General features: G+C 38.1%; 17 protein-coding genes. 5 read left to right on the forward strand and 12 right to left on the reverse strand.

From position 1 onward, the window contains the following. The first annotated feature begins 1 nt into the window (after window position 1). Complete coding sequence (locus tag QYZ87_01530; GenBank protein MDN4753219.1) at window positions 2-151, forward strand: hypothetical protein; 150 nt, start codon at window positions 2-4, stop codon at window positions 149-151. Between the two features lie 692 nt (window positions 152-843). Here QYZ87_01530 and QYZ87_01535 read toward each other — a convergent pair. From QYZ87_01535 to QYZ87_01570, 8 genes are all read right to left on the reverse strand, one after another. Beyond that, the gene (locus QYZ87_01535; protein MDN4753220.1) at window positions 844-3,012 is read right to left on the reverse strand and encodes a HEAT repeat domain-containing protein; all 2,169 of its coding nucleotides are present in this window, start codon (window positions 3,010-3,012) and stop codon (window positions 844-846) included. A 467-nt stretch (window positions 3,013-3,479) separates the two neighbouring features. Further along, on the reverse strand, window positions 3,480-5,033 hold the full coding sequence (locus QYZ87_01540) for a hypothetical protein (protein MDN4753221.1): 1,554 nt from the start codon (window positions 5,031-5,033) through the stop codon (window positions 3,480-3,482). Between the two features lie 31 nt (window positions 5,034-5,064). After that, on the reverse strand, window positions 5,065-6,330 hold the full coding sequence (locus QYZ87_01545; GenBank protein MDN4753222.1) for a DUF4876 domain-containing protein: 1,266 nt from the start codon (window positions 6,328-6,330) through the stop codon (window positions 5,065-5,067). Window positions 6,331-6,340: 10 nt separating this feature from the next. Next, window positions 6,341-9,196, reverse strand: coding sequence for a TonB-dependent receptor plug domain-containing protein (locus QYZ87_01550; protein ID MDN4753223.1), 2,856 nt, complete (start codon window positions 9,194-9,196; stop codon window positions 6,341-6,343). Between the two features lie 488 nt (window positions 9,197-9,684). Beyond that, complete coding sequence (locus tag QYZ87_01555) at window positions 9,685-11,670, reverse strand: fimbrillin family protein (protein ID MDN4753224.1); 1,986 nt, start codon at window positions 11,668-11,670, stop codon at window positions 9,685-9,687. A 260-nt stretch (window positions 11,671-11,930) separates the two neighbouring features. After that, complete coding sequence (locus QYZ87_01560) at window positions 11,931-13,871, reverse strand: NAD(+) synthase (GenBank protein MDN4753225.1); 1,941 nt, start codon at window positions 13,869-13,871, stop codon at window positions 11,931-11,933. Window positions 13,872-14,299: 428 nt separating this feature from the next. Next, window positions 14,300-14,920, reverse strand: coding sequence for a hypothetical protein (locus QYZ87_01565; GenBank protein MDN4753226.1), 621 nt, complete (start codon window positions 14,918-14,920; stop codon window positions 14,300-14,302). 28 nt (window positions 14,921-14,948) lie between these two features. Continuing rightward, window positions 14,949-16,046, reverse strand: coding sequence for a DNA cytosine methyltransferase (locus tag QYZ87_01570; GenBank protein MDN4753227.1), 1,098 nt, complete (start codon window positions 16,044-16,046; stop codon window positions 14,949-14,951). 827 nt (window positions 16,047-16,873) lie between these two features. Between QYZ87_01570 and QYZ87_01575 the strand changes: the two genes are divergently transcribed. The 3 genes from QYZ87_01575 to QYZ87_01585 all read left to right on the forward strand — a co-directional run bounded on the left by QYZ87_01575 (window position 16,874) and on the right by QYZ87_01585 (window position 19,008). After that, window positions 16,874-17,461 carry a hypothetical protein gene (locus tag QYZ87_01575; protein MDN4753228.1) on the forward strand — a complete coding sequence of 196 codons (588 nt, stop codon included), beginning with the start codon at window positions 16,874-16,876 and terminating at the stop codon, window positions 17,459-17,461. Continuing rightward, a complete protein-coding gene (locus tag QYZ87_01580; protein MDN4753229.1) occupies window positions 17,454-17,759 on the forward strand; it encodes a transcriptional regulator in 306 nt (101 codons plus the stop codon). The genes QYZ87_01575 and QYZ87_01580 overlap by 8 nt, the downstream gene beginning before the upstream one ends. Window positions 17,760-17,865: 106 nt before the next feature. Further along, a complete protein-coding gene (locus tag QYZ87_01585; protein ID MDN4753230.1) occupies window positions 17,866-19,008 on the forward strand; it encodes an IS256 family transposase in 1,143 nt (380 codons plus the stop codon). 355 nt (window positions 19,009-19,363) lie between these two features. Here QYZ87_01585 and QYZ87_01590 read toward each other — a convergent pair whose 3' ends face one another. From QYZ87_01590 to rpsF, 4 genes are all read right to left on the reverse strand, one after another. Then, complete coding sequence (locus QYZ87_01590) at window positions 19,364-21,025, reverse strand: IS1182 family transposase (protein MDN4753231.1); 1,662 nt, start codon at window positions 21,023-21,025, stop codon at window positions 19,364-19,366. 190 nt (window positions 21,026-21,215) lie between these two features. Then, window positions 21,216-21,749, reverse strand: a complete 534-nt coding sequence (gene rplI / locus QYZ87_01595; GenBank protein ID MDN4753232.1) for a 50S ribosomal protein L9 — start codon at window positions 21,747-21,749, stop codon at window positions 21,216-21,218. A 64-nt stretch (window positions 21,750-21,813) separates the two neighbouring features. Continuing rightward, complete coding sequence (gene rpsR, locus QYZ87_01600) at window positions 21,814-22,086, reverse strand: 30S ribosomal protein S18 (GenBank protein MDN4753233.1); 273 nt, start codon at window positions 22,084-22,086, stop codon at window positions 21,814-21,816. A 13-nt stretch (window positions 22,087-22,099) separates the two neighbouring features. Further along, entirely contained in the window at window positions 22,100-22,474 is a 375-nt protein-coding gene (gene rpsF / locus QYZ87_01605; GenBank protein MDN4753234.1) for a 30S ribosomal protein S6, read from the reverse strand. Between the two features lie 397 nt (window positions 22,475-22,871). On the opposite strand from rpsF, the gene QYZ87_01610 reads away from it, so the two are divergent. After that, a complete protein-coding gene (locus tag QYZ87_01610) occupies window positions 22,872-24,938 on the forward strand; it encodes a DUF349 domain-containing protein (GenBank protein ID MDN4753235.1) in 2,067 nt (688 codons plus the stop codon). Window positions 24,939-24,987 lie beyond the last annotated feature (49 nt).

The following is a 24,987-nucleotide window of genomic DNA, read 5'->3' on the forward strand; positions in this document are numbered from 1 at the left end:
AATGCGGTACTGCTTTTTTTGCAAAATACCGAAGATTAGAGGAGGTAGAACTAACCATTTCAGAGAGCTTGATACCATTGAAGAGGTTGCTCGTGAGCATTTCCCTAAAGAGGAAGTACACTCTGCACGATGCATCGCTAGAGAGAAATAACCAGAAAGATACGTCCGAGAGATATATCGGCCATTGCAAGTGATCAACAGAAGGTCTTTAGTAAAGACGCGTCACCGAGTTCCCCTTTATATGGATATAAAAGCGTCAGACACTTTGCAAACAGATGTAGTAAAAGCAATCTCTTTCTCTCAAAAAAGCTTATGGTCAACGGATAGAATATTATTTCACTTATCTGAAATACTAAGTGAGCGTTTTTAAAGTACATTCATAGCACTTAATGGAAGGATTCAGTAGACAAGTAAAGAAAGGTTCACGATACAGATATAAATCATACAATACACTCTACACCTTATAGGTAGTATCGTAAAGAATGCAAACATCTAAAAAAATAGGAGAGCTAACGCTCGTACTTAAAAAATGAACATTGAGAACGCAACAACAACGATGTGTTCTATTTTCCATCACAAAGATATCAAACAAAAAAATAATAAGTCAGCTTGAGATTCAGAGACGCATTGTAGCATACACACTTTTGGGGACACTACCGACTAAAAACACTTATATGACCTTTAAGTAAAAAGCTGACTCCCTAAAAAAGGATTCAGCTTTTTACAATAACGCAAGTTAGACGTTAGAAATATTGGGAAATGTATATTCTAATTCATACTTCTAACTCGCATTAATAATTTATTAAATTTATCGTCATACATCATTTCTCGATCCAAACAAAATCACTTTAATCTATTGTAAGTTTTTAAGGCTTCATTACGAACTGCTTGAGGTAGATCCATATTCTCACTCATCTCCTTTGCACAGGTCCTTATTTGAGGGACCATATATGAATATTTCTGCCAACCAAGTGCCTCGAGCAAGAAAACTTGTATCTCTGGTTTATTTGATACCTTTAAATAAGAAAGTAAGCTTGGAACCAAATAATGAGGACAATAATTGCGCAGATTACGGATGTTTGATTTTCGTTCTTTGTCTGAAGTATCATCAGCAACAATCGACATTGTTTCATCTACCCATTTATTAGAAGTTGACTTAATCATTTTTTCTATGCTATGTCCTACCTCTTCCTTGTTGATATAGCAGATGTCATCACTATTAAATTGTTTATCGAACTCTTTCAATAGTTTATCTTCTGGATATAAAGATATCGCATTCTTTGCATTGAATTTAGAGCGTTCGGATGTATTATTAGAGATAATGATTTTTATAAGAGACGGAATCAGACGTTCATCACCATTTTGACCTAAAAATCGGAGACCCAAACGCTGAACCATTTCATAACTATCATCAACGGCTAACTTTATCGCTTCAATAAAGTTAGTATCCCTATGTTTTGACAAAGACACAAGTGCCTGTAATCGTACTATGCCCTTAGATGATGTCCGAAATATATCCAATAACTCAGCGGATGTAATGAGACTCTCTGAATTCAGTTGTTCGATAGCCATACACTGCAATTCAGGAAAGTCACTGCGATGTATCCATTTTCTCCAACCTGAGGCATCATTAGTAGCCAAAAGCTGATTAATATTCAAACCCTCTACCGCTGGTGCAAATGCAAAAGTGGGATCTCCAATAATATGAGATTCTAGATATCCCGAGAAACGCACCACATCTCCTACACACATACCCAATCCAAATAATCCTGTGAAGCGATCACTCCACTTATCCTGCAGAACATTCACCGTATTAGCAATACACACTATATTTTGCCCCGAGCTGAATATGTACTCGTTGGCAATGCAATCCTCCTTGTGAAAGGATCCACAAAAACAAGCATCAATCATCACCACACGACAATTGGGCGTATAATTATATGTTATAAAATCGGACAAATGCAAATCTAAATTAGCATCTTCAACTGAATCATTTCTACAAATCTCTTCGGCAAATGTGTTTTCTAACCATGTAGACGGAATATCAAATTGTCTCTTAAGCTTCACCATCACGCTATCAACATTCTTCCCTCTTTCTTTAGCCGAACGTATCTTTGTCCGCCCATATTTTTGTATCATTTCTTTGGCCTGAGAAGCATTCTTCGGTTTTGGAATGTTATTCAAGTACTGAGTATCCCAGGCTCCATGGTGGTGGAGAATAGCATAATCTAATTCAGGACGCATCAATTCATTCATCAAACGAAACTTTATCACATCTTCCTGACTATGATCCATAAAAGAAATACCATTTTTCTGTTGTTTCAACCAAGGAAAATGTTCATACAACCCCTCCTTTTCGTCCATACGAGCCACCATGGATTCAGAAATATATCCGTGTCCACCAAAAAAGAATATGTGGTCAAGCAGATTATTATTCTGCTTTTCTGCCACTACTTTCTTCAAATAGTTACGAAGCTTATCATAACGTGAGACCCCATTACTGTCAGTAGGTCGGATACGTCCTGTGTATATATCAGGACTTAAATATTGTGCTGACTCCGCTGACAGAGAATAATAAAAATATGGAGCATCTTCATCTTTCTCTAAATAAGTAAACTTAAGTCCGAAATCATCATAAAATCGATCTGAAGGAACAGAGGAGCGTTTACGATCACGCCTCTGATCCATCTTAAAGGCACTTGTCAGATGCTGTGCATCCCTAATCATCGTGATTGGAATATCTCCAATAAACACAGCACCCTCAATAGGATAATTCTTCTGCATATGTAATCGGATTAGTTCTGCACGAATGGAATCGGGCACCCCCCATTTGTCTATAATCGTATAGACCTTCAATCCTTGTAAAGTTTCTATTGAAGTCGCATATTGCTCCACCTCCCACTTGGCTTCCTGATAACTTTTGGGGTCAATAACAATCGCAAAACCTCGCTGAGCATACAGCGAAGTCATTGATACGACTATAAAACAAACATAAAATAAAAACTTTCTCATTCTTCTATTATTATTTATATTAATTATTTCCTATTCTATTCAAACATTAGGAGTTTTACCACCTATAGCATTATAGCATTGCATGTTGGTCATCGGATGCGTTACCTTCAGCAACATGTTTGAACACATACTATGAGTACACTTGCATCTTTGTTTTTGTCCTCATTTATTGTCGACATTTTTTAGTATGATCTTCATACATAATAGTTTGGAGAATCATCTCTTTCATAAAAAGCTACAGTCTTATAAGCATCAAATACATCATCCATTTAATAAATGAATGAAAACAAAACCATATAAAATATTTACTTAAGATAAATACTTACTTTACAGTATGATTACACGTGATGTAGTTCCCACTTCCTCAAACAAATTAATAAGAATATGGGGATCCTTCAAAGCATTCACTCAAAACTCAAAACACAGAATATAAGCATACTTTATCCAACTATTCTCAAATATTCATTCTAAAAGTTAGCTCCAATACTGAACGTAAGATGGCTTCTATGGTCAAAATTATAATCATTTGTTTTGACATAATCGTAGCCAGCTTTTGCAAAAATATTAGCCTTCTTGTCTGTCCTATACTTTTGCGAATAGGTTATATTCGCCCCTATTTGATAATAGTTAGACGTCAGATAGTTATTATCCAGCTTTTCTATTTGGGTCACAGTAATGTAATCAGCATGCGAACCTCCATAGTAATAACCGCCAGACAAACTCTTGTTATATCCTGCACTGATACTCAACAAAAGACGATTATTCATCAAATCACTAAGTGCTACATTTTTCTTACCACATAAGCCAAAATAAAGATTCTCTGCTCTTTTAGTAGAGTTGGGTAATAAGTACTCATCTTGATATTTTTTATACATCATACTTGCATCAAGTTTCCAACTGTATTCCTCTCCCATATTCTTATACAAAGAATAGTTCGCAGAGACTACATGAAGTCGATACGTTGAACGAATACTCTTAAACAGATCCATCCAACCTTTTTGCGACTCACTATTATCCCGCTGACTAACATATTGGATACCATCAATATGATTGAAATAATATCCTGTCTTAAAATAATGAGAGTATCGATTCCCTTTGTTATAAATGCTCACATTTGCCTGTATGCTTTGATCTTTCACACTTGCATCCTTCTTCGGATCATCAAACGAAACCTCTACATTCTCTACCTTTGCTGTATATGTACCTTCGAATAGGAGATTAACTCGCGATGTAATATAATTATACTGTAGCCCGGCACCGAGTTTATGTCCAAAATAGTTAGTTGTCCGTCCACTACCAATTCCCCTAACAGCAACTCCTAGTCCATAAAGTTCATAATAGTCTTGATCAACATAATTATTAGCATTACTCATACGCGAATCTTCTTTAATAGATGCGTATTCAAAAGTCAGTCCCAATTTATGCTTTTCAGCAATGGAATAAGTAATACTTGGAATAAGATCTAATGTATAAAAACGGGTATCTACTCTAGGATCTCTCTGTTTTGTAGCAATGGAAGCAGTATATGCTCCCTGTAGTCCAAATGCTATTTTACTCCAGTATATGGGTGTACCTACTCTAAACTCTAAATCATAATATTGGTTTCTCCATTTGCTTTTATGCAAATCGACTACGTAATAGGGCATCCCTCTAAAAGGGTCAGTAATAGAGGCGTTATATCCAGCATTATTTACGTTTTTTTGTTCAAAAGAAAATTTTCCCCATACATAAACATCTTTCAAACTCAAAAAACCTTCACTACCGACATTCAAACTTTTTATATTTTCTCCCTCTTGTGGTCGATGAAAATCTCCTTCTTCTATTCCATATCCTATGTTCACATTAGAATAATTCCTAGTATCATCAAAAACAGTCCCCGCAGCGTTTTGTGAATGAAGCCAAAACTTCTGTTGCTTTAACATCTCCAAACCAGCAGGAGAGAGAACTTGAGCATAGAGTGATGTACCGAAAAGCCAAACGAATGAAAGAAGGCCTAATCCTCTTACTATATTTCTTTTCATAATTTATCTTGTCCTTAGTATGTAGTCAACTCTATTTACTGTGATTCCATGAAGGCATTCCTGTCTTGTATCTTCTTAATTCCGGATGAACCTGTTTTTCGAAATCCTCTGTACTATTATTATTATCTTGAAAGATCAAAGCCCCATTCTCTCTCCTCAAGAAATCACCATTTTTATCCTTATTAGGTTTACGAGCTACACCCAAACTACAATAGGTAGAACCAACATACGTGAGACCAGCATCAAGAACAGCAGGAACTCTCTTGGCATTGACCATGGATTCATTATTGATAGCTTCTACGGCATCCAAAACATATTTGATAGGAATCTTAGCATAATATGTTTTTCTATTGGGTTTACTCAAGTCAATTGTTTTCATCGCTGGATCATTTACAGGATCCCACGTATCTCCATGTGGCACTTTAAACATTACGTACGCTCCTCCAAAAACAGAAGTAAGATATTGTGGTATCCTTCCAAGCTCACTCTTGCCGTTATAAAAGACATGTACCATATCAATTGCTGGTTGGTCTGGGAAATTAGGATTATTCATATTGAATTCAAATTCAGAAGAACTACAATCTACTGGAGAATTGGGATTATACTGCTCCAATTTATGATTAGCTGCAAACTGAGAAATAACACACGACTCACCAGATTTCAAGGGATAATCTGTACCATTACCTGGGAATCGCCATACACGTTCTGCATAAACATAATCATGACCATCCTCCTCAGGCCAAAGTGGCAAAGTGGTTTTCGCCTTGCCAGGTGTAAGATTAGCAAAGTAGATACCATCTAAGTACAGAGTCTCTGAAGAATTATTATAAATCTCGTAAAATTGATCTCGGAAATAAACGGCATTTAATGGCGTCCTCGAACCAGCATAATAGATTTCTTTGAACACTAAGGGGCTAATTTTAAGACCTTGTAATAAAAGTTCTATAGACGCCTCATTATCAAACAATGCCACATTTACCAGATTTCCATTCAAATAGTATTCACTACCTTCCTGATCGATTGCAACACCCGAAACATTAATAGTATAGATCCCTGGCACAATATCGTCCATATGCACCTCGTCATTACTAAACTCTTTCTCTAGATGTAACCCTTCGCTATAATTATCAAACTTAACAAGAAAACTTTCAGTCATTGCTAAGTTTTCAATACTCATTTTTAATTTTACAGATACGCTAAGAGGAGTAACGTTTTCTGCTTCATTAACCTCTCGAAATTGATGGCACGACACGAATGTGAGTGCTATCAAAACAAGAATAATCGTATATTTTTTCATAATTTGTTTTTTATAAAGTAAGAGCTAACTCCAAACCGAAATAAAAGCGATTATTCATGGTGATGTAATTACCTGGAAAACGCTTAGATTCAATTCTTGGATAACTTCTAAACATATTATTAGCAAAAAAAGAAACACGGAATTTATCACTAATTTCTTTCGTAATATTAACATTAAAACAGAAATATGGTGGATAAGACTCCTTGATCGCATCTGAATGAGAGACATTCTGTAACATATATCCATATCCAGCCTCAGTAAGTGCTTCAGGGGTAGTATATTGGTCTGATTCAAACATATGTACAGATGCGTCCTCTACTGAAATATAACCAATAGGGATAGAATCATTTCCAAAGGTTCTCCAGTCTGATTGCTGCCAGACAGCTTGTGCTGTCAGTGTCACTACAAAGCCAATACTTGGAATGTTGTGTGTTGCTCGTAATGCAGTAGAAAAACGTTGATTGTAACTAATAGCATTCTTAGGTTCATAAATGGCTACATGTTTTCGCTGCGAGGCACCACTTCCACTATTATCATAGAAATTGTATGCACTATTACCACTTTCTGTACGCATCCATGCACCATTCAGTAAAAATGAAGTACGAATAGCATCAACACGTCCTACATTTAAGTCAAATTCTATTCCTTTCGTGTTGATAAATAAGTTATTGGTAGGTTTATAATATTTTGAAAGCACTGGATAACTACCTGTCATCACCAATTGATTGTTTTCATCACGACCATACTCATGGTACATAAATGGTTTAAAAGTATGGAATGTTTCATTAAGAGAATACCCATCTTTCAAGTGCTCAGAAAATGCAGTTACAGCCAAACTTAGATTTCCAATGGATAGATCAAACCCTACTTCAGCTTTATAATTTCTAGCTATCTTTAAGCTTTTATTTTCTACATTATGCACTTTGGTAGTCGTAATGAACAACCGTTCGTCTTCCGCAATGTTCTCATTAGCAAGTTCATTAATATTAACATATTCAAAATAAGCATTTTCTGGATACAAATAAAGCAAAGTAGGCATTTTTGCAGTAATACCATATCCTCCACGAATAGTAAATAAATCCGGAATAATATCAAAAGACGCATTGACACGAGGTGAGAATATGCCTTTTACCACAGAGGCATAGTCATAACGGACACCCGCTTGAATTTTTAGCATTCTTGAGCCGATTCTCCAGTTCAAATTATCTTCTACAAAAACGCCAAACTGATGAATAAAAGGAATATCTCTGTATGAACGAGGACGGAAACTAGCATTATTCTCGCTCAAATTTCTGTAAGGCGGAGTAGAAGAATTATAGGTTTTCCCTTCACCTAAATTTCCATCGGATCTAAAATCGATTCCGCTCATTATCCTATTATTGACAACTCCTGTTTTTTTGAAGAATGTAGCAACTAGCTTGGCATAAAAATTCACCTCCTTGCTATCTATATTATAGTGTCCCAAATAGCTACTCGGAAGGTAGATGGCATAATTCTGCATATCCTCACTGCCAAAATGGGTAATTTCATTTCCATCGGCATCATGGACATGCCGACCAGGAACATTTGAAAGAATAGCTCCATCTGTAGTAGTCATGGAATATGGTGCGTTAGCGGAAGAGTACACCTGCTGATAGTAGCTATTTTTACTAGTATAAGTACCAGAAACGACATAACGAATATTCTTCAACCAGCCTTTATCAATGCTCCATGAACCATTAGAGTTAAGAGTTCCCCCTCTATCCTCACCACGAGAGATTGTCTGCGTAATCTCATCATCAGGGTTCCTATCTCTTTGGTCCTTTCCATATATAAAACTAATTGAAGTATTACTACGTAATTTATTATTAAAGAGTACATTAGAGTACATCACTCTAGCTGAAGCCCTTTGGTAATGGCGATAAGACTGTGTTGGATTAGAGGTATTGTACGCATAATCACCACTTAAGTTCAGTGCTCCATTTTTTACACCTAATGCAAAACCGGTTGTTAGAGAGGCTTGATACACTTTGGGATTAGCCTTTGCATTAATACGTAAGGGCTCACGTCCAGCCTTCGCATTGATGATAACAGCTCCAGAGGTAAGGTCACCATATTCAACGGATGGTATTCCTCGTATAATCTCAATAGACTCTATATTTTCTGTACCAATACTACGTACATCCAGCCCTCCAGTAGGAGAAGCTCCACCTGATAAAGCTTCAGCCATACCATTGACAGTTGGGTTCATAGCCTGCAAATTAGAATTATTTGAAACGGGAGCTCCATCTTTAATAATAGCAGTACCTAAAGCATTAAAATTAGCCACTTTGCTGGCATCAGATACTTGGCGTATATTAATCTGTCTATTATTATCAAGATTTGGTTCGGAAGACAGTCCTCCAGGTATCAAAGCCATCAAGTCGAACAAACTAGTAGCCTGTATATGATCAATAGCTGTTCGTGCTATCTTTGAGGACGTGGATTTTCCTGCCTGGTTTCTCTGAGCCGTGACAATAATTTCCTTGATCTTGAAATCTTCATTCTTCATAGTAAAGTCTATCGGATCCATCTTATCCTGAACGTCAATGACGGCATCGATCTGTAGTTTTCCCAAAAACTGCACCCTTATTCTTGCTTTTCCTACTGGCACGTTTTTGAGGAGATAACTACCATCATTCTTAGTAGTCGTGCCAATAGCATAGTCGGGAAATGAAACAGCAGCAAAACCTAGAGGCAACAAATCATTCCCATCCAACTCATAAATTGTACCATAGACATCTACTTTATTTGGTGACTGAGCATTAGCTATAGGTGTCAGCCATAAACCTATGAGGAAGAGCAAAACAGGCAGTTCTCTTCGATCAAATATTGAATTAAATTTCATTTCTGATTGTTTTTTGAAATATTCATAAATTGGTAATACATATCATTTCTGTATTCATCTCCAATTCGAATCAAAAAAAAGAGCTTATAGTATTATCAACATTATATTATCCTTCACACAAAGATATTAGGTATCACATATTATAGCAATACCTTATTTTAGGTATATTCAATTACAATAACGTGTATTAACTACTCGTCATCAAAAAAACCAAATGAATAAATGTGCTTTGCTTAGGCTTTTCTAACAAATGCCTTACAAACCTTCAGGGGAAAAAGAGGTTGCACGATGGATGAGATAAAAGGCCTGGGGGTGGTGCTGGAAGTGTCGTAATATACATGGACCAAATCTGAATGCAGAAAGCAATCCTATAGGTCGCCATTATTAAAGTTCACAATATAAGTAAAAAGCTCTCTAACGAGAATAAAAACAAAAAAAATCCCGCTAGAGTATTGCTCTCCAGCGGGATTAATTATTATATATATGTATTAATAGGCAACTTCAAAATCAGAAAAGATGACATTAAAATTTTTGTACTTCGCAAAACGGAATTCAATAAATTCTTCTCCTTTAACTGTTGAGAATACTGGAACGTCTTCATTCAATAATAAAGTAACTTTGTACCAACTACCATTAGTATTAAATGAATCTCCATATCCTAGTTGGCCATATTCGGGTATAACATCCCCATTAAGAGAACCGAATTTAAAACCTTCATTTTTGTACTTTTCAGTCTCAGGTTTTACTCTCGCACATATACCTCCATCACCTTCTCCTTTCAAATAAAATGAAATAGACTTAGGTCTTCCTTTAGATGCAAAATCATCTGAGATATTAATGGTAAAAATATCTCCATTGGATGATCCTTGTGTACCGTCTACTACTATTGCAGGACCACCATTACGACCAGAGGTTGCACTATATGAAGCGATATTTTTATTAATAGAAAAATTATTTTCTAAATCATTATCTGGATACAACCAATTGTTATTGTCTGGTGTAACTTCTTTCTTAGCTTGAGTCACAGCGATTGTAGCAGTTTGCTCACCAGCAGTGATCGTAATCGTAGCATTACGCTCAGCACCAGTATTCGCTTCGGCTGTATATTTAATAGCATCTGCTTCTTTAGTAACGGTTAGCCAATCTTCGCTGGATTTAACAGTCCACTCAGTTTCTGCAGGTTTAACTTCTACATTTACAGTTCCAGTAGCACCTTCAGTTGGAACATTAATAGCAGCCTCAGCAGGTGTAATTACAATCTCCTCTGGTGTCTCTTCTTCCTTGCCTCCTTGCTTGATGGTAAAGGAAACTGACTCTTGACCTTCAGAAGTAATTGTCACGGTTGCTTCACGAGCCTCTGAAGACTCATTAGCAGCAACAACAACACCAACGTTAGATGCACTTGTGCCCTCTACTGCTGCACGAAGTGTAGGAGTCTTAAGAGTAACCCAATCAGCATCTGTTGATACTTTGAATGCTTGTCCATCAGCTACATTAACTTGGAGAGTCTTAGTATCACCAGCCGCTGGGACATCCATCACTTGAGCACCTGCATCACCTGTAAGATCGCCACCAAGAGTAATCTCAGTTGGGTCAACTGGAGTTTCGGGATCTACAGATACATCGTCTGAACCACCTTCTTCACTACCTTCTATGTCAGAACCACCATCACTAACATCAACCTTATCTCCCTTTAGAGTAACGTTGAATGTGTGTCTTAGGTTCGCTTTTATTTCATGATTTATCTTAGCTGTGTAGGTCTTCTCTCCATTGATAATAGTCAGAACGCGATCCTGAGAACCACCCTTTGGCATCACGAATGAATAGAAAGTATTCTCGCCTTCTACCCTTTTAAGAGTAAGGCTAGCAAGCTCATCAGCTGATTCTAGCGTACCATCTTTAGGATTAAGGGTAAGCATTGTTTCCGCATCCTTAAGAGTGACAGATAGATTGTCACTGATTTCTACGCCTTCCTCTAACTTAATGTTGACAATCAACTTACCAAGAAGGTGCTTAAAGCTAAATACTGCAGTAGGATTTTCACGAGAAACGTTTGCTACCTCAGCATAAAGGATTGGCTGTGCCCCTACTTTATTTAGGTCGTACTTGACAGCATCTGGAGTAGCCTCTGCAGAGTATGGATAGTAAGCTGATACCTCATAACTACCTGCACCAGCAGGAATCATAATCTTATCATCCTCTGTAGCAGGTGAGAACTTTGATGTCGCACCTTTGTCTGAATTGATAAACTTACGGTTAGTGGCTGATAAATCAGTTGAGTAGAGACCGATTTCCTCGTTGCCATCCCAGATATTGTCTTGATCGCCACTGACACGCGTGCCTGTCGCTGAAGAAGTTACAGTTAGATAAACGTTGCCATCCTCTGAATAGGGAGCATTTTGCTCCTTATCACATGATGTCATGCTTAGAGCTAGAATCGCTAATGCGACCACATAAAATTTAATCTTTTTCATCTCTTAAAATTAACTTATAAAAATTTGTTTTATATTATTCTTCTTCAAAGGTACAAAAAATGAAATGCCTATAACTTCTATTTAAGCCACTTAATCATTTCTTATCAAGATATTATTAGCTTCATAACACGACCGATTACTCAATCTATAAAAGACATGAACATCACTCAACAGAGGCTTAGGAGTCACTTCCGAACTGGTGTAGCACGATGTCACATTAGCGCATATTGTAAAATAAACCTCCTCGTTATTTTAAAATTCTATAGGTTCTCAATAACGTCTAGCCACATTTTAGACGTTGCGTCACTCGGCATACGCCATGAGACACGTGGTGAAAGTGAGATATTTGTAACCTTAGGTCCATCAGGAAGGAAGCTTCGCTTATACTGCTGAGAGAAGAATCGACGAACAAAAATAATGAGCCATTGCTTCAACTGCTCTGTAGTATATATACCTTCAAAAGCTCGATGAGCCATAAAGAAGAGCTTTTCTGGTGGGTATCCACTGTAGAGTGTATGATAGAGATAGAAGTCGTGCACCTCATAGGGACCAATAATCTGCTCCGTATGCTGTGTAATCTTCTCTGAATTCTCTTCTTTCTTTAATTCTGGACTGACAGGTGTGGCGACGACGTCCATCAATATCTTACTCACCTCTTCGCCATATCCACCATGCTCTGCAATATACTGCACCAAGAGCTGTACCGCACTCTTAGGTATTGTCGCATTCACGGCATACATACTAGCATGGTCACCATTATAGGTGGTCCAGCCAAGAGCTAATTCAGATAAATCGCCTGGTCCCAATACAAAACCACCCTCCATATTGGCTATATCCATGAGGATCTGTGTCCGCTCTCTAGCCTGAGCATTCTCAAACGTCACATCCTGAGTCTTAGCATCATGTCCTATCTGTAGCAGATGCTGGTGAGTAGCCTCTACAATAGATAGCTCCCTATTGGTGACGCCCAATAACTCCATCATACGTACAGCATTATCATACGTTCGATGACTGGTACCTGGCCCTGGCATCGTAACCGCTATGATATCCTTACGATCTCGTCCCAACATATCTATAGTACGAACAGCAACCATAAGCATAAGAGTGCTATCCAACCCTCCACTGATCCCAAGGACTACCTTACTACCCTTAAGATGATGAAGCCGCTGAGCTAATCCCGAAACCTGAATGTGCCACATCTCGGCACATCGTTCCGCGAGGTCAAGTGTACTAGGCATAAAGGGCTGACGCTCTATCATACGGCTGAGTTGATAATCCTTACTCTCATATATCTGGATAGGAACGATATGACCTCTCTCCTCGTCCTCCCGCTGTCCATAAAGAGATGCAGCAGTACGATAAGTACTATTAACCATCCGTTCATGACGAAGTTGCTCCACATCTATATCCGAAATGATCAAGCGTTCGGTTAATTCAAAACGCTCCATCTCCTCTAATATCACTCCATTTTCAGCAATAAATGCCTTACCTGTATAGACCAAGTCAGTAGAGCTCTCACCAAAACCACACGAAGCATACACATATCCGCATACTCCATGAAATGAAATTGTCGAAATTAAAGAACGAAGATAATGATGCTTTCCCGCTACTTCATTACTAGCCGAAAGATTAAAGATAATATCTGCTCCAGATAAAGCTAATTGGGTCCCTGGTGTAATAGGAGCCCACAGGTCCTCACAGATCTCAATGGCAAAAGCCATATCTCTGTGCTGATAAATAAGTTCACTTCCTATGGGCACTTCACGACCACCTATCTCAACCTTTGAGCTACCTAGGTCCAGAGAACTACTAAACCATCTTTTCTCTTCAAACTCTCTATAATTGGGCAAAAAAGTCTTCGGAACGACACCTAGTATTTGCCCTTCTTGTAACACTACAGCTGTATTAAAGAGCTTATCCTTAACACGCAATGGCATTCCCACAATGACCAAAACATGGGTATCTTTCGTACGATCAGCTAACTGGCACAGAGCTTTCTCGGCTTCTCGGATTAGAAAAGGCTGTAAAAAAAGATCCCCACAGGTATAGCCAGTAATAGAAAGTTCTGGGAATGTTAGGATCTCTACACCTTCTCGAACAGACTGGCGAATCAAAGCCTCATGCTGATCAATATTGTAGCTGCAATCAGCTACACGTACAAAAGGGGCGGCAGCAGCCACCTTAACGAATCCATGCTTCATAATGATCGTTCTCTCAATGCGTATTTAATAAAAAATCGTGTATATACATTATACTTGTCTATGGACATAGTCCTCACAACTAGTCAAAGGTAGTACAAAAATCATCAAATTAGTAGTGATAACCAAATCTATTACTACACCGATGATCCTTTCTTACCAAAACCAATATAATCCTCATGCAAAATAGTGACATACTGCTCTATGGCTTTTCTACCTTTAGCCGTAAGTCTGCAAGTGGTCTTACTTGACCGTCCTGCATTTTCCTTCGATAAATGATTAGCGACAAAAATTTATTCTCCTTTGAGAGATATCATATTTGCATGTTATGTTTTTATATCAATTTCGAATAGTTTTTTCAAAATTGAAATGTGACGTCAAATATAAGAGTAAGAGAAGGTATCAGACAAGGTAATTAGCAGACATATATATTATTCAAATAATTCAGCAGGGTTTATTTTAAATTGGAGCATATTTGCAGTAGAACGTCCCCCATCACCACCTTTCCGTTGCATTGTAATTTTTCCTATTTTAAGAGTTCCTCTTGGCGAAATTAAAACATCTCCATTTCCAAAAAAGTTAAGACAATAATTCATTGGCTTTAATATCCACCTAGCATGAGTGTCTGTTTTCTGAGCCACTAACATCCATTCTGCTGAAAACTTACCTCGCCCTTTTAAAACATCACTAACAATAAGTGATTTATTATTTTGTAACCATGTCAATAATTTACGTTGGTCTTTTTCGCTAAACTCATTGGCAAATGTTCTCCTTTTATCTTTTGGATTATTGATTCTTGGAGGTAATTCGCCTGTATATTCCTTTAATAATTGTGTTATATCATTAGGAATATCCCACATAGTAACATATTTATCTACCCAACGCTTATCTATTTGATTAAAACCCATAAAGTTACTGACTAGCTTAACTTGAATATTTTCAGCATCTATGGCCTGTTTTAGCTTTACAGTTACTTGAACTTGTATATCAGCTTTAAAACCTGATAGTACGACAGCTTTTACAAACTCGATCTCATCAAGATTGTACTCCATTAAGGTTAACCATTTTTGAGCTTCTTTGTCAACTTGCCAATGATTGAATTTTTGGACTATATCCTTCTCGTTCTTGAATCCGTTTTTTGCTGTCTGTGAACCTAGTAGTTGAAGATTGTTCATTTCGTTTTATCACCTCACAAATTTCCCTTAAAATATACTGTATAACATCAATTGAAACACTATTTCCAAATTGTTTATGAGCTTGGGGAACACTTTTATCAGGACTAAAACTTTCAGGAAATCCTTGTAATCTAGCACATTCTCTAGGCGATAATTTCCTTATGACCTTACCGACTTTATACAGCCCAGTTTTAGAGCCAACACCACCTCCATAAGCCGACAAAGTTATAGCATGACCTCTAATATCATAAATTCGTTCTCCCTGCCCTCCCTTATTAACTTTACCGATTTGAATGGGTTTATTAGGGAAGTTTGCATTACCAAACATGTCATAGGTAGGAGTGTATTCCTTATGAAAAAAAATATCGTCTCGTTCAATAACTTTTCCATCCTTAGGATTTTCCTCCAAAATATCTTCTACTTTACTCACGATATTTTTTTTCGGAAATGCAAAGGCTAAGTCCTTGAACACATTATTATTTAAAGCAACAAAGTATATTCGTTCCCTATTTTGAGGCAATCCATAATTGCTAGTATTTAATACTTTGTGGTAAAGGGTATAGTTTAAATCATTAAGTGTCTTTTCAACAACCCTTAGTGTGTTACCATTATCGTGCTTGGCAAAATTTTTAACATTCTCTAGAAAGAGTATTTTGGGTTGATGATACTTAACGATCCGAGCAATGTCAAAAAACAAAGTTCCTCTGGTATCTTCAAATCCTCTTTGTTTTCCCGATATAGAAAATGCTTGGCAAGGGAATCCAGCACATAAAATATCGTGACTTGGAATATCTTGTTCTCTTATCTTTGTAATATCTCCTTTTGGTTTGATATGATGATTTTGCTCATAAACATTGCTTGCATGTTGGTCAATTTCTGAAGCAAAAACGCACTCTGCACCAAATGATTCCATAGCATAATGGAATCCACCAATGCCAGCAAATAAGTCTATAAACTTATAACCTTTTAATATTTTTTGTTCCTCTAAAATCTTTATCATCATCAAGACTAATGTATGTATGCTTTACATCGCAATCATCATCCTATATCTGACATCAAGTTATACATCATTAAAAGGAGAAGTATGAGTTCATACGTTGTAATTATAAGCAAATTTACGATTGTTAGTTAGAATTCCCAACTTTACAGAATTTCTGCTCTTTTTCATTCTTAACATCTCATATACAACGTCCATTAAAAAGCATTTAAGGCTTCTTGAATCAATTGATAACGATGCTTTCATTCTGGTCATTCACATGTTCTCTTTCTTTATTTGTGGCTTTAAAGATAAGGGACTATAACTAGCTTGAATCGTTCCTATAGGAAAAAATTATCCGTCTCATAGGAAAAAAGTATTGTCCCTATAGGAAACATTTCTCTTTCATATAACCTCAAAATGGTACCATTTTTTGGCGTAACATAAATTGCTTTAATATCATTCTGTAAGCAATAAAAGCAGCAAACAAATCCTTTACCAGAATACAATATGCAACTCATACTATATATATTTTAGCCCAAAACATAGCTTTATTTATAAAACGTGATACCCTTACTCATTCTCTTTAATACTCCAGTAATTATTTACTCCTCCTACCCCATAAGGGAATCTACAATTATATTTTAACACATAAACCTTATAATATAATTTGGTTTATAAAATAAACCTACTTATATTTGCTGTATAAAATATGTGTAGAAAGCTACTAGGATAGTTCGTTTTACTTATCAAGGGTATGAAATAGCCCCTGAACATGTGGCCACTAAAAACGACTCCCCTATAACTAACTCGCATGATCGATAATAGGATATGAACAATTAAAAATTAACATCATGGACAAACAAGAATTAACACCGCAAGAGAGCCTTAGGGTGATAGAAGAGATGATACAGAAATCTCAAAAAAGGATCTCTTATAATGGAGGGATGCCAGGACTAGTATGGGGTTACACCACCTTTTTCACTGCATTACTCATCTACTTCTTAATGCCAAGAATGGATTATAGAGTAAACTTCCTTTGGTTCATAATCCCCATCTTGGGGGGTGCCATATACTTTACTTTGCGTCGATCACAAAAAAGACAGACATTGGTGAAAAATCATATAGATCGTACCATAGATATTATATGGATTATATTAGGCCTGAATGCGTTAGTAATTAGCTTCATAGGATCAAATATAATATTATCCATCATCCTTATCTTGATCGGTATTGGCTCTTCTATCATGGCTTTCATAGCAGATATCAAAGTGTATAAGGTGGCATCAATCATAAGCATGATAGCGGGATACTTTATACTCTTTGTTACGATAGACCCACGAAGTGCTGTGCTTTATTTTGGTATAGCCTTTTTAGTCACACAGTCTTTACCAGGGCATTATCTAAACTACCTTAGCAAAAAAGAGCACCGTTATGCTTAAACCATTGAATCCTCTATTTATGTCAGAACTTAGACTCTCAATAATGTCTATCCTTATGAATGTAGAGGAAGCTGACTTTCTATATATCAAGGAGGTAACTGGAGCTACGTCTGGCAATATTAGCGTACAGATCGATAATCTTTCAAAGGCAGGCTATATCGAAGTCGAAAAAGGCTTTAGTGGGAAACGAACACGCACCACCTGTCGAAGCACAGAAGAGGGGCGAGAAGCATTTAGGCAACACTACGAAGCTCTCAAGAGCTATTTTATCTCAGATGATGATAATCAAGGCACTTGAGCGTTCCCAATAAAAGATACTGTCCCCAAAAAGTGTGTAAGTCCCAAGAATGTTATCTTTGAAAAGTTAAAAACAAAAGATAAACAAGAAGATGAGACTTACACAAATGCAATTTAAGGAAATTCTATCAAACGTGATGACAGAGCCAAATGGAGTTGGTCGTTTAATGGAGTTAATCATCGAAATAGCGATGCAAGGGGAGAGGGAACTGTATAAAGAAGATAGTGGCGATGTGAGCAATGGATACCGCCCCCGTCGCATCTTTGCGAGTGGTAATATGCTAGAATTACGAGTACCCCGAACTCGACAGCAGGGCTTCATGCCCTTGATTTTAGGCGTTCTCAAAGATCAAGAGAAAGAGATGGGAGAACTAGCAGGTTATCTATATAGCTGCGGTAATACGATGGAGGATATCTCTGGAGTATTCGAGCGTTTGTATGGTAAACGTTATAGTACGAGTCAAATCAATCGTCTCTCCTTATCGACCCAAGAAGCAGTAGAAGAGTGGCGTCAAAGACGTCTACCGAGGACTTTAGAGGCACTTGTTATCGATGCTACATATCTTCCTGTACGGAGAGGAGAAAGTGTGAGCAAGGAGGCATTTTTTGTAGTGATGAGTTTAGATAGCGAAGGACGTCGAGACATCGTGGGTGTCTATAATAATCCAACAGAGGGAAGCGGCATCTGGGGCGAGTTTTTTGAGGATCTAAAAAGCCGAGGACTCGAAGAGGTAGGACTAATCATTTCAGACGGGTTGAATAACATTGAAGAGGTTGCACGTGAGCACTTTACAGAAGTGGAAGTCCAGCTCTGCACGGTGCATCTACAGCGAGAAATAACTCGAAAGATACGCCCTCGAGATAAGTCAGCCATCGCAAGTGATCTACAGGAGGTCTTTAGTAAAGACGGCTCAAGAAGCTCACCTTTAGATGGCCTAGAGAGCTTTAAAAACTTTGCGTTCAGATGGCGTAAGAGCTATCCTTTTCTCACAAAAATAGCTAACGGTCAGAGGATAGAGTATTACTTCACATACCTAAAATACGACGTCAGTGTTCGCAAGTACATTCATAGTACTAACTGGATAGAACGCTTCAATAGACAGGTAAAGAAAGGGGCTCGATATAAATGTGCATTACCTAGCGTAGAATCCGCTCTACACTTGATAGGTAGTATTGCAATCAATGCAAACTATCTGAAGAAAAGAATAGGAGATCTAACTCTTGGACTTAGGAAGAACAATGAAAAGTAAATAACAACAATGTGCTTTATTTTCCAACACAAAGATATCAACCTAAAAGAATACGGCAAGGCGGTGTCTCCGCGGTGCTACGACAGCCTTGCCTTAATTCTTTATTGGTCTATCTTTAATGTTTATGGAAAACAAAGCGAAAAAATATGTAGGTTTGCTTTTCAGAGACGCATTCTGCCGTACACACTTTTGGGGACACTACCCAATAAAAACTCAATTTATATATATATTTCTTTATGACGAATATGCTTCGAACTGAGCCCTTTCTCCACATAAGAATTCAGAAAAAAGTAAGAAAGAGGGTGTGTCAAAACCTAGTTTTGATGCATCCTCAATTTTTTTGATAGGGTGTGTCCTAAGCAGCTACGAGATGTTTTAGAATTTGGTTTTCCCCTAAAAATAGTTTGTTAGTAACTAAAAATGGATGATTTGGGCAAGAATGAGGTGTATTATCCATGTTTTTTGGGTTTTTCGCTATCCTAGAGCATAGTTTCTTGACATTGAATGCTATGGCAAAGAAGGCAAAGTCCATAGTGACCTTGTCTTGACCGAAGTGTCGAAAGCGTTTGTAGCTCATATTGTATTTCATTTGACCAAATACTGATTCCGGCTCTACACATCGTCGTCCTCGATGTCTTAGTCCTTCTTCGGACGTAAGGAGTTGGCTTGCTTTCTTTTTGTACTCATTGAGTCTGTGATTGACCTCTATGATTCGATTGCCTTTTGCCTTAAAACATAGTCCTCTGAGTGGACATCCTTCGCACCTCGCAGCCTTATATCTCGCACTCTCAGTAGTGTATCCGCTTGCTGTCTTGCCTCTCTTTGTCCCGATGCGCCTCATCCTTTGTCCCATCGGACAGACATAGTAATCTCCTTCTTTGTTGTAGTATAAAGATGCGGGCTGAAATGGGTCGGGCTTGTAACGAGGACGATGCTCAATATGGAAGCGATTGTATTTGACAAAGGGTGTTGTACCAGACTCTTCCATAAAACGATAGTTCTCCTCCGAGCCATAGCCGGAGTCGGCTACAACAGTAGAGGGCAAATCACCATAACGGTCTTGATGGGATTGAAGAAAGGGGATAAATGTGAGGGTGTCAGTAGGATTGTGGAAAAGTCCAAAGTTGGTAATAAATTGCTGATTCGTAGCTATTTGTAAATTGTAACCTGGCTTGGTCTGACCATTTCTCATGGCATCCTCCTTCATACGCATAAAGGTGGCAGAGGGGTCGGTCTTGGAGTAGGAGTTGCGAGTGCCGAGTATCTCTAGCTTTTTGTCGTACTCCTGAAGTTTGTCTTTGTGCTCTTCTAGTTGCTTGATCTGCTTCTTCCTCTCTCTTATTTTCTTTTTCTCCTCCTTGTTGACTGGTTCCGGGGTTCTCTCTAGTTCTGCTTTGAAGGTGGTCACCAGCTCTGAAAGTTGTTCCGCTGTAATCTCTACTTCTTCGCTACCCTCGCTATTCTCTTGAGCAATACAATCATCGATTTGAGAGAGCAGCACTTTTAGCTTTTCCTGAAGTTTGGCTCGATTTCGTTCCACGCTTTTCCGCCACACAAAGGTGTATTTATTGGCTTTGGATTCTATCTTAGTGCCATCGATATACTCCACATCAAGACTGATAAAACCTCTCTCTGCAAGTAACAATACCATCTGTGAGAAGACCTTATTAATCTCTCCTTTTACACGATTACGAAATCTATTGATGGTGATAAAGTCAGGCTTTTCATACCCTGCAAGCCAGATGAAGTGGACATCTCTTTTGAGGGCTTGCTCAATCTTCCTGCACGAGTAGATGTTATTCATGTAGGCGTAGATAATCACCTTGAGCATCATCTTGGGGTGGTAGGGGTGGCGACCTATCTTACTGTACAAGCCCTTAATATTCTCAATCTCAATAGCATCGATAATGGCATTGACCACTCTCACTGGATTATTAGCACAAATATCCTCGTCAAGCCTTTGAGGAAAAAGCATTGACCTATTGTGTATGTATGGACGAAATTGTATCTTTGTCATAGTTAATTTATTGATATACATAAAGATACAAAATCTTTATGATATAGAAAAGCCCCAGCTTGTGAAAGTTGGGGCTTTTGTCGCAAAATAAGAGGGTGCGTCAAAAAAATTAGTTTTGACACACCCTCTTTCTTATTAAAACATACGATTAATAGGAAACGCGTCCTAATACATCATGTGTTCGATATATTTAATCTTCTTGAGTAGTCTCTTCTTCAGTAGTTTCTTCTTCTGCTACTTCTTCCTTTGCAGGCTCCTCAACTACTGGCTTTGCTACTGGCTGGTCAGACTCTACTGTGAATGGCACCTCAACGCTTACGTCCTTATGAAGACGTACACGAGCTACATACTCACCAACTTCCTTGATATTGCCAGGCACTACAAGCATCTTACGATTGATGTCAAATCCTAACTTCTCAAGCTCTTCTGCTACTAGAGCAGCACTGATTGAGCCGTAGATACGACCATTTGAAGAAGTCTTCTCAACAAACTTAAGTGTAGTTCCCTCGATCTTATCAGCAATTTTCTGTGCTGCTTCTCTCTCAGCTTCAAGCTTACGAGATTGCTGACGAAGGTCTTCCTGAAGCATCTTTACTGCCGACTCAGAAGCTATAATAGCCTTTCCTTGTGGGATTAGAAAGTTACGACCATAACCAGGCTTAACATCTACGATTTCGTTTTTAAAGCCAAGATTAGGCATATCCTCTTTCAAAATAACTAACATATTCTGTCTCCTCTATGAAATTTCTTATTATTTACTATATATATTCTCAAATACTGAACGGCTATTAAGATAGCATATCAGTTACATATGGTAGCAATGCCAAGTGGCGTGCACGCTTTACAGCTTGAGCTACTCTACGCTGAAACTTTAGAGAGTTACCAGTCAAGCGACGTGGGTAGATCTTACCCTGCTCGTTAAGGAACTTCTTAAGGAATTCAGGATCCTTATAATCAACATACTTAATGCCTGCTTTTTTGAAACGACAGTACTTCTTCTTCCTCGCATCCATTGAGAGAGGAGTAAGGTACTTAACATCGCTTTTTCCTTTCTTTGCCATAATAATCTACTTTTTAATTTTCTTCTACTACTGTTTCTTCAGCAGCTTTTTCTGCTGTGTTCTTACGAGTGCGACGACGCTTTTCAGCGTATTCAAGAGCGTACTTGTCCTGACGGAAAGTCAAGAAGCGAATCACCCGATCATCACGACGGAAGTTGATTTCTAGTGGCTTAATGAAACTTGGCTCAGCCTTGAATTCAATAAGCACATAATAGCCGGTAGATTTGTTTTGGATAGGATAAGCAAGCTTTCGCATACCCCACTCTTCGCGATTGATAATCTCACCACCATTTTCAGTGATCATATCAGCGAACTTGTCTACCGTTTCCTTCATCTGTGCGTCAGACAAATCGGGAGTTAAAATGAAAACGGTTTCGTAATTGTTCATCATGTTAATTAATAAAAATTCGTTGTGTTACACAAAAAATACGATTTTGCGACTGCAAAGATAGTTATTATCTTTTAGTTAGCGAAATTTATTGCTCTTTTTTTATTGAAGTTCGTTACTATGTATCATGCAGGATGAGGTGGCTTATTTATCATATAAATCCATGAAAATAATCTTTTGACACTATTGATAAGGTATTATTCACTCATATAATAAGGTAAAAATTCTATTTTTTGCATTTTATTAGGCTGTAATTACTTTTTTTTGTAACTTTCAGAAGTGTTTGAGAGATGGGATCGTCCTGCCTGTCAGACGCCAGAAGTTAAGAATTATTTTTTACTGCGAATTGTATCCACTGATTACCAGTGGTTGACTTATTTTGAAAAGGACTTGAGCTATGGATCAAAATTCCGAGAATACTATTAAGGGAGAGGAAATTGAAAAGGATCACACAACTGCGACTTCAGAGTCGGTGAAGGTGGATGATCAGCTAAATGAGAACCCTGAGGAAAAGAATGAAAATCAGCCCTCAGAGGAGATTGAGGCGGAGAAGGTTGAGGATAAGAACAATGATGTCATTGACACTAGTTCCTTCACTGTTGAAGAGCTATTGAAGCATCTTGACGAGATGGTGAAGGCAGAGACGCTTCCTGACCTCAAAGAGATGAAACGGCTCAAGAGAATGATCAATAAGGAGCAACTGACAGAGGATGACCAAGATGATGTAGATGACCTTGATGACGAGGAGGACAATGGTGAAGATAAGAACGACGCTAAGGTACAGAAAGATGACCTCATGGCTGCGTTCCTTAATCTTAAGACCCGCTACCATGAGTTAGCTGCTAAGGTTGCTGAGAAGGAAAAGCAGGAAAGGGAGGAGAATTATAATAAGAAACTAGCCCTTATAAAAAGACTAGAAGACAATATTAATAGTACTGATGATTTCTTCAAAGTTAGAAATGAATTCCAAAACATCAGAGACGAGTGGAAGTCTATAGGGCTTGTACCTGAGAATCTCCGTTCGGAACTGATTGCTAAATACTCTAGACTGGTTGAAGAGCATTATACCATTAATAAGCTTAATAAGGAGGCCCAAGAGTATGACTTCAAACATAATCGGAAGGAAAAAGAGGGTTTCATTGAGAAAGCCAAAGCTCTAGCTGACGAGAAGGACATCGTCAAAGCATTCCGTGAACTACAGACCTTACACGATCTATGGAAAGAGACAGGTCCAGTAGCCCCTGAATTCCGCGAAAATATGTGGAAAGAATTCAAGGATGCTTCGACCGTCATCAATAGACGTCATGACGAATACTTTAAGCAACTGCACGAACAGGAAGAGGCTAATTACCTTAAGAAAGTTGAAGTTGTAGAACGTTTGGAGAATATGCTGATTACCCTACCTACATCACGTAGCGAATGGCGTAATTATGAGCAAGCGATGGACGATATTCGCAAGGATTGGAAGGCTGCTGGCCGTGTACCTCGCTCTAAAGTCAATGAGATTAGGATGCGTTTCCGCGTTGCTGTAGATGAGTTCTACCTACAGAGGAGAACCTTCATGAAGGAACTGAGCGAATTTATCACACCTCGTCTCGAGAGGATGAGAGAACTAGCTCAAGAAGCTGACGAGCTAAAGGATAGCACAGACTGGAAGGCGACATCTAAGAAGCTCCAAGATATGCAGAAGGAGTGGACCGAAGTGGCTAAACTGGGAACACGTGTGACTGAGGCACAACGCTTATGGAGGAAGTTCAGAAGTGCATGTGACAAATTCTTCAAGAATAAATCTATAAACCACCAACAAAGAATGGCTTCAAAGGAGGAGAACCTAGAGAAGAAATTTGTTGTGGTGGAGAAGCTAGAAGCTCTCGTAGAGCGTCATCTTGATGACCCTAGTGAAGAACTTGCCGAAATTGAGGCTGAATGGGCATCTATTGGACTTGTTCCAAATGAGAAGAAAGACGAAGTACTAAATCGCTACTACAGTGCACTTCGTGCTGCAAAAGGTGAGAAACGTCGCTATCCGAACAATAACCGCCGTGATAATAGACAAGACGGAAGACGTAAGGGTAATGCTCAAAGCAATAATAGGGATGACCGAAGAGATCGCCGTCCTCAACCTGTCAACATGGACAAGAACTTATCGGCTCTCTCTAATCCAGAGTTGGAAAATGAGAAGTATAATGTACAGCGCAATATCTCTCAATTGGAGGATGAACTTCTGCAGTATGAGAATAATATTGGGTTCTTCAATGCTTCTCCTGACAATCCTATGATTGTCCAAATTCAGTCAAAGATTGATGCACTAAGGAAAAAGATTGATGAATTCAACGATAGGATAAAGGAAATCAATGATGAGATCAAGAAGCCATCAGAAGAACATACACCAACTGAGAAACCAGATGATGTGATTGAGGAAACCCCATCCAAGGAGGAGGGCGAATCCAAAGATGAGGAATAATGTTCGGCTCCTTTAGTAGATAACTAGCTGAAAATGTATTGATCAAATT

It is taken from the genome of Porphyromonadaceae bacterium W3.11 (assembly GCA_030434245.1).
Classification (GTDB): domain Bacteria; phylum Bacteroidota; class Bacteroidia; order Bacteroidales; family Porphyromonadaceae; genus Porphyromonas_A.